The sequence below is a fragment of the Endozoicomonas gorgoniicola genome (genome assembly GCF_025562715.2).
Lineage (GTDB): Bacteria > Pseudomonadota > Gammaproteobacteria > Pseudomonadales > Endozoicomonadaceae > Endozoicomonas_A > Endozoicomonas_A gorgoniicola.
Genome location: NZ_JAPFCC010000001.1, coordinates 3,108,322 through 3,120,712, shown reverse-complemented (window position 1 = coordinate 3,120,712; position 12,391 = coordinate 3,108,322). Strand labels below are relative to the sequence as shown.

The window sequence follows — 12,391 nt, the reverse complement described above, 5'->3', positions numbered from 1 at the left end:
CCATTGCCCCAGAGCTGGCAATAACTCAATACCCGTATCATTTAAGTAACCAATGACGTTTAAACCGTGGCTGTTTGGTGACTCATGCATAATTTTATTCTAAAAAGATTGTTTCAGCTGATACCGGTACTGCTCGGTGTTTCCCTGTTGGTCTATGCCATCATGTCGTTTACTCCGGGCGATCCGGCACAGCTTATTCTGGGCGAAAATGCGCCAAAGCACGCTGTGGAATCTCTCCGGGAGGAGATGGGGCTGGATGACCCCTTTGTTTTGCGTTATGCCCGTTATGTGGGCAACGCTATTATCGGCGACCTTGGACGCTCCTACGCATCAGGTCGTGACGTATTTAATGAAATATTCCTGCGCTTTCCCAATACCCTGGTGCTGGCCGTTCTTGGCACGTTGATCGCTGTGTTGATCGGCATTCCTGTCGGGATTCTCTCGGCGACACGACAGTACTCGTTTATTGATAGCAGCTCTATGCTGATGGCACTACTGGGCGTGTCGATGCCCAACTTCTGGCTCGGTCTGATGTTGATACTGGTGTTCTCTGTCAATCTGGGCTGGCTGCCGTCCGGAGGTTACTCCGACTGGAGTTCATTGATCCTGCCGGCTTTGACTCTGGGAACCGGCTCTGCCGCCATCATTACCCGTATGACCCGTTCGTCCATGCTGGAAGTGATTCGTCAGGACTATATTCGCACCGCCCGGGCAAAAGGCGTGGCAGAAAATGTAGTGATTAATAAACATGCACTGAAAAATGCGTTGATTCCGGTGATTACCGTTATTGGCCTGCAGTTTGGTTATCTGATCGGTGGTGCGGTACTGACCGAAACCGTTTTCTCCTGGCCGGGTGTTGGCCGGATGATGGTGGATGCGATTCGACAGAAAGACACGCCAATGGTAATGGGCGCTGTGATGTTCCTGGCGGTGGCCTTTACGCTGGTCAATCTGTTCGTTGATGTTCTGTATGGATACGTTGATCCACGCATCAAGTCTCAATACGCATGAGGTAACAGGGAGAACTGATTATGTCTAAGGAGATGACTTTGGAAGACTGTGCAGAGTCAGCGAAGGTGGAACCGAGAGCTGCTCCGAAAAAGCGGAGTCCATGGCTTGAAGTCTGGCAACGTCTGAAGCGTAACAAAATGGCGATGCTTGGATTGTATATCCTGACCATTGTCGTTTTTGCGGCGGTGTTTGCCGGATTTATCGCTGACTATGAAACCATGGTGGTTGCCCAGAATCTGGGTGACCGGCTGCAAGGTCCCAGTTTTCAGTACTGGTTAGGAACCGATGAATTTGGCCGGGATATTTTTGCCCGTTTAATTCATGGGGCAAGGGTTTCCCTGCTGGTGGGTGTTTTGTCAGTAGGTATCTCGGTAGTGGGGCAAACCTGATATTTTGTAGTTGTTTGCTAAAATACGGCGTATGCCGTATTTATCATAGAGCGATATGAAAATGTGCTCCACACCAGTTCACTGCCCTAAATGTGGCGGTAATGACGTTAAAAGCTTTGGCTACAGTGCTCATAATGTTCCTCGCTACTTTTGCTGTAATGCTGAATGTGAAACCAAGTCCTTTATGCTTGAGTACCGGTACAAAGCTTATGAGCCAGGCGTTAAAGAAAAAGTCGTCGATATGGCAATTAATGGTGGCGGCATCAGGGATACAAGCAGGGTTTTGGGAATCAATAAAAAAACAGTAATAAACACATTAAAAAAAAGAGAAAGGCTTAGTTCAAGTTAATCCAAATATTCAGAAAATGGATCTTGGAACGGGTGCTGTGATTCACGTAGGCCGCGCCTGCCAAGAGGCCGAGATAGATGAACAGTGGTCGTATGTGTTTGAAAAAAGTAACCAGCGTTGGCTTTGGCATGCAGTTGATCATGCGACCAATACTGTTTTGGCTTACGTTTTTGGGAAACGAAAGGATGAGGTTTTCAAAAAACTAAAAGAGCTTCTTGAACCATTTGGTATCAAGAAATTTTATACTGATGATTGGGGAGCCTATGAACGTAATCTCGACGAAAGCAGACACATCATCGGAAAAGAAAATACTCAGAAAGTTGAACGTAAAAACCTGAATTTTAGAACTTGGATTAAGCGTCTGGCCAGAAAGACAATATGCTTTTCAAAGTTAGAACAAATGCACGATATTGTTATTGGCCTGTTGATCAACAAAATCGAATTTGGCATTGACATCCATGAAATATAACAGGTTTGCCCCACTACCGGTATCTCCATCATTGCTGGCGGTGCGCTGGGCGCTGTCGCCGGCTATTACGGTGGCAGGCTGGACGACATTATCATGCGCGTCATGGATGTTTTTCTGGCGGTGCCAAGCATCCTGCTGGCTATTGCGATTGTCTCTGCCCTTGGTGCTAACCTGATGAACCTGATGCTGGCGATAGCTGTTTCCAATATTCCGACCTTTGCCCGTGTGGTCCGGGCCTCGGTATTGTCGATCCGTGATCAGGAGTTTATTGAGGCGGCTCACGCCATTGGTGCCAGTGATATGCGCATTATTTTCCGTCATATCATTCCTAACTCTCTGGCTCCGGTCATTGTGCAGGGGGCGCTGGGTGTTGCTATCGCCATTCTGTCAACCGCAGGCCTGAGTTTTATCGGGCTGGGTATTCAGCCACCCGATCCTGAGTGGGGGTCAATGCTGGCCGGTGGTCGTCAGTATCTGCGTCATGCCTGGCATGTGACGACGTTCCCGGGGCTGGCCATTATGATTACGATTCTGGCATTGAACCTGTTGGGTGATGGTCTGCGTGATGCGCTGGACCCCCGGTTGAAGCATTAATTCTGTCAAGAGTGACAAGGACAAGAATGAAGTATGTCTGCAATAAATAATGAACAGCCTTTGCTGTCAGTTGAAAACCTGAGCATCGTCTATGAAGTGGATGGTGAAGTCACTCATGCGGTCAGTGGCCTGAACCTGACCCTGCGCAAAGGTGAAACTCTGGGTCTTATCGGTGAAACCGGCGCGGGAAAAACCACAACGGCACTTGGGTTGATGAGACTGGTGCCTAACCCGCCAGGGCGCATAACCAGTGGCAAAGTCGTTTACGATGGGCAGAACCTGCTGGACGTGCCTGAAGAACAGATGCGAACGATCCGTGGTAATAATATTTCCATGATTTTTCAGGACCCCATGACCTCCCTGAACCCTGTTATGAGTGTGGGGGATCAGATTGCGGAAGTGGTGTTGATTCATCAGGATGTTGATAAAGCCCGGTCCGTTGACAAGGCAAAAGAGATGCTGGAAATGGTGGGTATCCCTGCCGGACGTTACAGTGAATTTCCCCATCAGTTTTCCGGTGGTATGAAACAGCGAGTGGTTATTGCCATTGCTCTGGCGTGTAATCCCGACCTGTTGATTGCTGATGAGCCGACAACGGCACTGGACGTAACGATTCAGGCGCAGGTTCTGGATCTTATGAAAGCACTGAAGCAGAAATACAACACAGCCATGGTAATGATTACCCATGACCTTGGTGTGGTTGCCCAGGTATGCGATAAAGTGGCTATTATGTACGCCGGTGAGATTGTTGAGAGCGGCCCCATTCGTGATGTCTATAAGAACACGCAACACCCTTATACCAAAGGGTTGTTCGGCTCTATACCCGACCTGAATAAAAACACCGACCGCCTTATACCCATTAAAGGGCTGATGCCTGACCCAACCCATCTGCCAGAAGGCTGCAAGTTCCATCCGCGCTGTCCGGATGCGACAGCACTTTGTGGCAAAGTTCCACCGAAGCCGGTTATTGCGAGTACCGGGGGTGAACACTTTGTCAGTTGTCATCTGTGTCAGCCAGTGTTGGAACAGGCGGGGTAAGGGAAGCATCATGTCTGAGAAAGTGTCTGAGAAAGTGTCTGAGAAGGTTTCTGAGAAAGTGTCTGAGAAAGTGTCTGAAAATAAGTCTGAAGTCATGCTTGAAGTCAGAGGACTGAAAAAGCACTTTAATACGCCAAAAGGCAAACTGCATGCCGTTGATGGCGTGTCATTTTCCATTGAAAAAGGCAAAACCCTGGGGATTGTTGGTGAGTCCGGCTGTGGCAAGTCCACTACCGGCCGGGTAATCCTGCGCCTGCTTGAGGCCACCGAAGGGGATATTCTGTTTGAAGGGAAAGATATCCGTAGTCTGGACAAAAAGCAGATGCGGCTGTTGCGGGAAGAGATGCAGATTATCTTTCAGGGTAACTGCTCAAAATTGACTGGCAAATCAACCTCTACAGGTCAAAGAAAGTTATCCTGATCTTTCGTATATTTCACCGTATGCACCTGCCTGACTCACTATTCTCCAGTACAGACAATGAACAATACGCCACTTCAACCATTTTTTTTGAGAATGCTAGAGATCTTTTATATTTGACATAGAAATATGCATCTTTAATTATTTTATCAATTCTTTTTTCTTGGCTTTCCCAATCATAAGAAACGATTTCCTCTAATAGTTCATCATGATCAGAAAGATATTCAAGCACCGATTCGGTGTGTATGTCAGATTTATAAAAAATAGAACAGATTATAAAACCTGAATTCGTATCATAAGTGCATAACCTCTGTAACCAGAGGATTGTTTCAGAACCTTTGAAGTGAATCAGAACTCAGGGGTATTCTGTAAAGCAACCAAACCATACAGAGGAAGCCAAGGATGGCCTATACACACCTGAGCTCTGAAGAGAGATATTATATCGAAACTGAACTCAAAAATGGGACTTCACAAAACAAAATTGCTAAAAAGCTTGGCCGTTCACAGCCTACCGTGTCGCGAGAAGTAAACCGCAATAAAGGGCAAAGAGGGTACAGGCACCAACAGGCTAATCGCACAGCTCGGCAGCGGCACAAAGATAAGCCAAAAGCTATTAAGCTGACAGACGACATTAAACAACGTATTTCAAACGATATCCGTTCAGATTGGAGTCCTGAACAAGTGGCTGGAAGGCTTGAAAAGGACGGTGTAATCAAGCTGCATCATGAGACGATTTATCAATTTGTAGCGGATGATAAACGGCGCGGAGGCTCGCTCTATAAGCACTTGAGGCACCAGAAAAAAACTTATCGAAAGCGATACGGTTCAGCTCATAACCGAACCGGTATACCAAATCGGGTTGGCATTGAAGAACGCCCCGAAGTGGTCAACAACAGAGAGCGAGTTGGTGACTGGGAAGCTGATACTGTAATAGGTAAAAATCATAAAGGAGCCATCGCTACATTAGATGAACGAAAAACCAAGCTTCGCCTTGCTGTCCCTCTACCAGGCAAGAAGGCAAAAGCGGTTAAACAGGGAATAATTGACGTACTCAAGCCTCTGAAAAGGTTTGTAAAGACAATAACATACGACAATGGAAAGGAGTTTGTTCAGCATGAATCAATTGCCAAAGCTTTAAAATGTGACAGCTACTTTGCTGCCCCCTACCATTCTTGGGAAAGAGGCCAGAATGAGAATGCTAATGGTTTGCTAAGGCAGTATTTCCCCAAGTCGATGGAGCTTAATGGCGTGACAGAAAAAGATGTCATCATTGCAGTGGATAAGCTGAACAACAGGCCAAGAAAGTGCCTGGGCTACAAGACTCCTTATGAGGCATTTAAAGAGTCAACTGGAATAGATGCAAGAAAAGTCATGGGTTATGCACTTATGACTTGAATTCAGGAAAGAAGAATCTTCAAAATTTGAAATTATTTGATCGCATAAATTTAGTAACTGCTCAAAATTGACTGGCAAATCAACCTCTACAGGTCAAAGAAAGTTATCCTGATCTTTCGTATATTTCACCGTATGCACCTGCCTGACTCACTATTCTCCAGTACAGACAATGAACAGTTGCGTTCATTCGTCAAAAACCTTCTCGACACGGTCGAGAAGCAATCTGTGCAAATTGAAAGGCAGCGCGTTCAGATCGAACAGCTGGTCGAAGAGAACGAACAGCTTCGAGCAGAAATTCGCCACCTGAAGAAGCACAAGGGCAAGCCTAAAATCAGGCCTAATGTCTCGGACAAGGGCGATGATCAGGAAGACAGCTCTTCTGCGGAAGACACTGATCAGGCTGCCGGGAAAAGTGACACTGATCGTCCGCCGAAAAGTAAACGACCACGATCACAAGAAGCCGGTGAAACCGCTGCACCACCAATGACTGTTGACCGAGAGGAAATCTGTTCAATCGCTGCTCCCGGTGAGAACTGGCGCTTCAAGTGCTATATCGACTTTTTCCATACTGAGCTGGACTTGCGTTTTGTCACTACTCGCTACAGGCGTGAGTATTACACAACTCCGGAAGGCGGGGTGTCAGCCCCGCTACCTGATCATGTGAAAGACCGTTTTGGCGACAACCTGAAAGCCCATCTGCTGGATTTTTATCATTCATGCAGTACGACACAGCCACTACTGCTATCTTGGCTGCACGACCATGGATGCTCAATATCAGAAGGTTCCCTGAGCAACATCCTGACGAAAGGCCATGATATTTTCCACCAGGAAAAAGAAGAATTGCTGGAAGCAGGGCTGACTTGCTCTGATTATCTCCAGGCCGACGACACAGGTGCTCGCCACCAAGGAAAAAACGGCTACTGCCTGTTTATCGGCAACCCTTATTTTTCCTACTTCCATAGCAGCGACAGTAAGAGCAGGATTAATTTCCTGGGCTGTCTGCAAGGGCAGCAGCGGCTTTATCTTCTCAACGACGTTGCCATTGACTACATGGAGAATCAGGTTGATGTGTCGAAGAAGTGGATCACTGCGCTATCCGAATGCGGCGAGAAGCGTTTCTCAACAGAAGAAGAGTGGGAGAGCTTCCTTAACAGCATTGGTTGTGCTGCCCCGCAACAAAGGCGCTGGGCGACAGAGGGTGTTTTAAAGGCCGCATTGATGCTCAATCATCGCCTTGAGAACCTGATTATCCATAGCGATGGAGCCCGGCAGTTTGATACAGCCTTTCAGCATTCGCTGTGTTGGTACCATGCGGGAAGAAACATGGACAAGCTGATACCGGCCAATGACCTGGAACGAGCCGCCCGTGACACCGTGCAGGATCAGTACTGGTGCCTCTACGACGACATTGAGGCCTACCAGAAAAAACCAACGGACAAGGAGAAACAGAAGCTCTACCAGGAGTTTGATCGTTGGGTAACACAGCGGGTTGACTACCCTGCCTTGCAGGCTGAGTTGGGCAAACTGATGGTTGTCAGGGAAGAGCTGTTATTGGTTCTTGAGTATCCGTGGCTGCCACTGCACAACAACCTGAGCGAGAGGCAGATCAGAGAGTATGTGAAACGGCGAAAGGTTAGCGGTGGTACCCGGAGTAAACTTGGGAGGAAATGCCGCGACACCTTTGCCAGTTTGAAAAAGACCTGTAAACAACACGGGGTGTCCTTTGCCAACTATCTCAGGGACAGGCTGACTGGAACCAATCTGATTCCGCAGCTGGGGCATCTCATCCTGAAGGCATCAGGCTATCAGGAAACGGTTCTTGCCAATGGAATATGAGCAGTTACTAAATTTAGTATGTTATTGAAATCTTTTTCTTGTTGATCCTTGTTACCTAAATATTTCCATGCATTTACTTTCGTCTTAGCTAGACTAATCCACCTTCCATCATAAACATGTAAAGCTTTATCAAACCATTCGATTAATTTTTTATTATTCATACTTTTACCCGCAAATTCAACTTATCTAAAAAGTATAAACAATAATTAACATTATATTTAAAAGTTAGCTTAAGGGTTATAACGCCTGGCTATGTACGGGACAAAAAATTATAAACTCTTGATTTATCGGGTCTGGAGGGTATGAGCTGACCTTTCCATCAGGTAACCTATCCGGTCTCTCAACTCCGTAAAGTTTACCGTTGTCGTACATGGAAGAAGTCAGCTCATTAGCCGAGAAGCTTAAGGCTCATTTACCCCTGCATCAAGCCCGAATCAACTTCATCTCACAATTTGTTCTATCTTTGATACGCGCCCGTTCTACTAATCTCTACCGAGTAGCCGAAGAGTTCCAGTCTGAAGCCGATGCCGAATCCAGTTATCGACGCATCAAACGGTTCTTTGCTGGTTACGAATACAGCTATGAGCAGTTGGGGGAATTTATCCTGAGCTGCCTCGATATGGATCGCTATACGCTATGCATGGACAGAACCAATTGGAAGCATGGCTCTAAGGATGTGAACTATCTGGTGGTCTCTATTTCCTGGCAAGGAAACTCTATACCCATTGTCTGGGAGTGTCTGGACAAACGTGGTGGCAACTCCAATACAGATGAACGCATTGCCTTGATAGAGCGGGTTTTGAAGATTATTCCGGCGGAAAAAATTGACAACCTTCTGGCTGATCGTGAGTTCATAGGTCATGACTGGTTTGAGTGGTTGCGACAGAAGAAAATATTGTGTCGCCTCCGTATAAAAGGTGATGTCGCAGTAGAGCATGACAATCGCAAAACCACAGCGGGGAAGCTTTGCCGTAGTGTGAAGTTTAATCAAACCGTCACTTGGCATACCAGAAAAAAAGTGGCGGGAGTACCGCTTTACATTGCTGCGCACCGCACCTTGAAAGGGTTGCTCATAGTTGTGGCTACTGAAAAGCCGGACGGCATGATCGAGGACTATTACAAACGCTGGGATATAGAAACGCTGTTTGGTTGTTTGAAAAGTCGTGGGTTCGATATGGAGTCTACACATATGACGAAGCACGACCGCATGGACAAACTTATGGGACTCCTCGCCATTGCGTTCGCGTGGTGTCTGCTTGTGGGGCACTGGCATTACGGTGAGGCTAATCAGCTCCCACTGAATAAACATAACAGACCAGCAAAAAGTCTGTTCAGACTGGGGCTTGACATGCTCAGACGAGTACTTAAAAACAAATGCGCAAAAAATGATCAGATTGCATTTCAGGAGCTGTTAAATGTTTTGTCCCGTACATAGGTAGAGCTGGTATGGATGAAAAATATACGACAGTTTCCAATCGCTAGATTTGCACCCAGAGAATACTGGTTTCAGGCTTTGATTTCGAGGGATATGTGAAATGACAACAGCCTTTTGCTGTAAAGGAAGAAAAGACACTGAAGTTTAGGAACAGCTAACGCCTGGTTCAGCCGCGTGCCGAAGGCACGTCGGGTGAGCGAAGCGAACGAACTGCAACCATTTGGTACGCCCGGCATGGGCATGAACTTATGGGGTGAAAGTCCCCTGTGGGTAAACCAGCATCGGATCTGGAGCCGAATAAGCCCACCGATGATAACCACTAGCTTAAGGCAAGTGCAATCTCACGAGGGGTTGTGCGGAGGCAGTCTGACTGCAAAAGTGCGAGCCGACGGACAGAAATCGTATACAAGGCCGAGTCTCGTGGGCGAGTGAGCCAAGGATCACAAAGCCCTCTGGTTTGAGAGATACGGTAAATGCGGCGGTTGTGTACTGAAAGTTCATGCTCTTATCCGGGGAGGTCTGTTCAACATGCGATTGGTCAATCCCAGTTCTCAGCCACTGGTTACAACAGGCTCGGCGGACAGGGTTCATCACCCTGTTCGAGCAAACCCGATGACCACCAATAGCGCCTGCAGAAGTAATTCTGTGTGGTGATTGAACAGAAGTCAGCAGACGTCATAGTAGTTGTTCGACAGAAGTCGTTAATCCGATTGGAAGTCGTCAACGAAGGACTGAACACCGACGAAAAGAGGAGACTGATTCCCTCAACACAGTGCAGCCGTCCGGCGACTCACTGGAGTTGGCGAAAGAATCTTTAACCAGCTTTGAACCACGATCTACTGAGTTGCGCACTGGAACCTGCCAATTTGCTGAAAGCATGGAAACAAGTCAGAAGTAACAAAGGGGCTCCCGGAATAGATGGGATCACCATTAAAGCCTATCCTGACTTTGCCCGTCAGCACTGGCCTTCAGCGCGCCAAGCCTTACTCAATGGGACTTACAGACCATCTCCCGTCCTTCGGGCTGTTATAGAAAAGCCCGATGGTGGAGAACGGTTGCTGGGCATCCCGACAGTCATGGATCGAGTGATACAACAGGCCATTGTGCAGGTATTATCACCCATCTTTGATCCTGACTTCTCTCCCAGCAGCTTCGGTTACAGACCGGGAAGGTCTGCACAAGACGCTGTACAACAGGTTAATCGATACATTAAGCAGGGGCTGCATCAGGCGGTTGATGTTGATCTGAGTAAATTCTTTGATACGGTCAGCCATGATGTTCTTATGTCGAGAGTCTCTCGAAAGATTCACGACAAGCGTCTGTTGAAGCTGATTGGCCGCTACCTTCGTGCTGGCGTCATGGTTGATGGGCAATGCTACCCAACCCGGGTAGGTATGCCACAAGGCGGTCCACTTTCACCGCTGCTGTCGAATGTCCTTCTCGATGACCTGGACAAGGAACTGGAGTACCGGGGGCATTGCTTCGCACGCTACTGCGATGACTTTGTGATCCTCGTTGGCAGCCAGCGAGCCGGGGAGCGAGTGATGGAAAGCATCACACGTTACCTTGAGCGCAAGCTGAAACTGAGGATAAACCCGACAAAGAGCAAGGTGGTGAAAGCTACCGAAGCTGAGTTCCTGAGTTTTACCTTCACAGGGAAGCGAATCCGCTGGTCGGAGAAGAGTCTGAACCGCTTCAGGCGAAAAAATCCTGAAACTCACCAGCCGAAGCTGGGGAGTATCGATGGAATATCGCTTGAAGAAGCTGGCCGAATATATCCGGGGCTGGATGGGTTATTTCAGGATAACCGAATATTACAGTCCTATACCGCGACTGGATCAATGGATACGTCGGCGGATTCGCTGTTGTTTTATCAAACAATGGCGAAAGCCGAAAACCCGTTACAGAAATTTGATCAGGTTAGGTGTTGATCACATCAAGGCCGCCTCGATTGCAGCCAGTAGCAAAGGGTATTACCGGCTAAGCAAAACCTATGCGGCACAGTTAGCATTAAACGACAGTTTTCTCAGTAAACTCGGGCTTGTTTCCCTGAAAGACTTGTGGATCAGGTTTCACCACCCTCGGTGAATCGCCCGGTGCGGACCCGCACGCCGGTGTGATGTGGGGGCTGGAGGTTAGAGACCTCCGGCTACCCGATTTAGGCTTTTTGCACGATCATATATGTGTGGAATTCTGGGTGCTGATCAAACTCAAGATGTTTGCAAATACAACCGAGTTCAATGAGCAATGATAAGAAACCATTAGTACCTAAAGAAGAATAGTAAACCTCTGGCCCCATAAAACTGTCTGTGTGATCTCCAGGCTCATCTGTACCACCAAAAGAGAAAATGAAAATCCCCCCTTTATTTAAACTGTTGACAATTTTTGTAAGAACATTTTTCTGTTCTTCCAATGGTATATGCCAAATACTATCCCATGCTGTAATGAAACTATACTTTTTCGGTATAGACCAAGAGCAGATATCTTTATTATAAAACTGAATGTCAGGATGTGTTTTTTTAGCAAGCAAGACCTTTTTGCTTGATATATCTACACCTTCAGGAGTAAAACCACTATCAATTAGCAGATCAATAAATCTACCTGTACATCCACAAGCTATATCCAATGCTTTTCCAGTATTTGGAGCAAAAGAAATTGCTTTTTTATGCTGTTCTATCCCATTAGACCTATTGAACTTTTCACTTTCCCATAAGTGAGTAATTTGATCATATGCTTTTCCAATTTCCACTGGTTTCATTATTTTACTTTTTAAGTGATTTGTTTCATAGAAGCCTAACGCCTGGTTCAGCCGCCGCCGAAGGCGGTCGGGTGAGCGTAGCGAACGAACTGGAACCATTTGGTACGCCCGGCATGGGCATGAACTTATGGGGTGAAAGTCCCCTGTGGGTAAACCAGCATCGGATCTGGAGCCGAATAAGCCCACCGATGATAACCACTAGCTTAAGGCAAGTGCAATCTCACGAGGGGTTGTGCGGAGGCAGTCTGACTGCAAAAGTGCGAGCCGACGGACAGAAATCGTATACAAGGCCGAGTCTCGTGGGCGAGTGAGCCAAGGATCACAAAGCCCTCTGGTTTGAGAGATACGGTAAATGCGGCGGTTGTGTACTGAAAGTTCATGCTCTTATCCGGGGAGGTCTGTTCAACATGCGATTGGTCAATCCCAGTTCTCAGCCACTGGTTACAACAGGCTCGGCGGACAGGGTTCATCACCCTGTTCGAGCAAACCCGATGACCACCAATAGCGCCTGCAGAAGTAATTCTGTGTGGTGATTGAACAGAAGTCAGCAGACGTCATAGTAGTTGTTCGACAGAAGTCGTTAATCCGATTGGAAGTCGTCAACGAAGGACTGAACACCGACGAAAAGAGGAGACTGATTCCCTCAACACAGTGCAGCCGTCCGGCGACTCACTGGAGTTGGCGAAAGAATCTTTAACC

General features: G+C 47.3%; 13 protein-coding genes and 2 pseudogenes. 13 read left to right on the top strand and 2 right to left on the bottom strand.

Annotation, left to right across the window (positions count from 1 at the left end):
- The first annotated feature begins 84 nt into the window (after window positions 1-84).
- From nikB to NX722_RS14385, 9 genes are all read left to right on the top strand, one after another.
- On the top strand, window positions 85-1,011 hold the full coding sequence (nikB, locus tag NX722_RS14425; RefSeq protein WP_262568575.1) for a nickel ABC transporter permease: 927 nt from the start codon (window positions 85-87) through the stop codon (window positions 1,009-1,011).
- Between the two features lie 20 nt (window positions 1,012-1,031).
- The gene (locus tag NX722_RS14420; RefSeq protein WP_262568574.1) at window positions 1,032-1,400 is read left to right on the top strand and encodes an ABC transporter permease; all 369 of its coding nucleotides are present in this window, start codon (window positions 1,032-1,034) and stop codon (window positions 1,398-1,400) included.
- Window positions 1,401-1,461: 61 nt separating this feature from the next.
- Window positions 1,462-1,749 (top strand): IS1-like element transposase, encoded by a 288-nt coding sequence (locus NX722_RS14415; protein WP_265442340.1) that lies wholly within the window; start codon window positions 1,462-1,464, stop codon window positions 1,747-1,749.
- A gap of 16 nt (window positions 1,750-1,765) precedes the next feature.
- Window positions 1,766-2,218 (top strand): IS1 family transposase, encoded by a 453-nt coding sequence (locus NX722_RS14410; RefSeq protein ID WP_262568573.1) that lies wholly within the window; start codon window positions 1,766-1,768, stop codon window positions 2,216-2,218.
- A gap of 93 nt (window positions 2,219-2,311) precedes the next feature.
- Complete coding sequence (locus NX722_RS14405) at window positions 2,312-2,812, top strand: ABC transporter permease (RefSeq protein ID WP_407647995.1); 501 nt, start codon at window positions 2,312-2,314, stop codon at window positions 2,810-2,812.
- A 33-nt stretch (window positions 2,813-2,845) separates the two neighbouring features.
- On the top strand, window positions 2,846-3,850 hold the full coding sequence (locus NX722_RS14400) for an ABC transporter ATP-binding protein (protein WP_262568572.1): 1,005 nt from the start codon (window positions 2,846-2,848) through the stop codon (window positions 3,848-3,850).
- Between the two features lie 10 nt (window positions 3,851-3,860).
- Window positions 3,861-4,271 (top strand): ATP-binding cassette domain-containing protein, encoded by a 411-nt coding sequence (locus NX722_RS28695; protein ID WP_322740931.1) that lies wholly within the window; start codon window positions 3,861-3,863, stop codon window positions 4,269-4,271.
- Window positions 4,272-4,670: 399 nt separating this feature from the next.
- Window positions 4,671-5,663, top strand: a complete 993-nt coding sequence (locus NX722_RS14390; RefSeq protein ID WP_262563592.1) for an IS30 family transposase — start codon at window positions 4,671-4,673, stop codon at window positions 5,661-5,663.
- A 132-nt stretch (window positions 5,664-5,795) separates the two neighbouring features.
- Window positions 5,796-7,499: an IS66 family transposase gene (locus NX722_RS14385; protein ID WP_262563696.1), complete on the top strand. Its 1,704-nt coding sequence runs from the start codon at window positions 5,796-5,798 to the stop codon at window positions 7,497-7,499.
- On the opposite strand, the gene NX722_RS14380 is transcribed toward NX722_RS14385, so the two are convergent.
- On the bottom strand, window positions 7,469-7,660 hold the full coding sequence (locus NX722_RS14380) for a hypothetical protein (protein ID WP_262568571.1): 192 nt from the start codon (window positions 7,658-7,660) through the stop codon (window positions 7,469-7,471). The two genes, NX722_RS14385 and NX722_RS14380, sit on opposite strands and share 31 nt — an antisense overlap.
- Window positions 7,661-7,869: 209 nt before the next feature.
- Here NX722_RS14380 and NX722_RS14375 point away from each other — a divergent pair, with 209 nt between their 5' ends.
- From NX722_RS14375 to NX722_RS14360, 4 genes and pseudogenes are all read left to right on the top strand, one after another.
- Window positions 7,870-8,934, top strand: coding sequence for an IS4 family transposase (locus NX722_RS14375; protein ID WP_262566701.1), 1,065 nt, complete (start codon window positions 7,870-7,872; stop codon window positions 8,932-8,934).
- Between the two features lie 824 nt (window positions 8,935-9,758).
- Window positions 9,759-10,616, top strand: a pseudogene (gene ltrA, locus NX722_RS14370) (group II intron reverse transcriptase/maturase); the annotation flags it as partial.
- A 61-nt stretch (window positions 10,617-10,677) separates the two neighbouring features.
- Window positions 10,678-10,794, top strand: a pseudogene (locus NX722_RS14365) (group II intron maturase-specific domain-containing protein); the annotation flags it as partial.
- A gap of 51 nt (window positions 10,795-10,845) precedes the next feature.
- Window positions 10,846-11,022, top strand: a complete 177-nt coding sequence (locus NX722_RS14360) for a hypothetical protein (protein ID WP_262568759.1) — start codon at window positions 10,846-10,848, stop codon at window positions 11,020-11,022.
- A 70-nt stretch (window positions 11,023-11,092) separates the two neighbouring features.
- On the opposite strand, the gene NX722_RS14355 is transcribed toward NX722_RS14360, so the two are convergent.
- Window positions 11,093-11,791 (bottom strand): class I SAM-dependent DNA methyltransferase, encoded by a 699-nt coding sequence (locus NX722_RS14355; protein ID WP_322740930.1) that lies wholly within the window; start codon window positions 11,789-11,791, stop codon window positions 11,093-11,095.
- Between the last annotated feature and the right edge of the window lie 600 nt (window positions 11,792-12,391).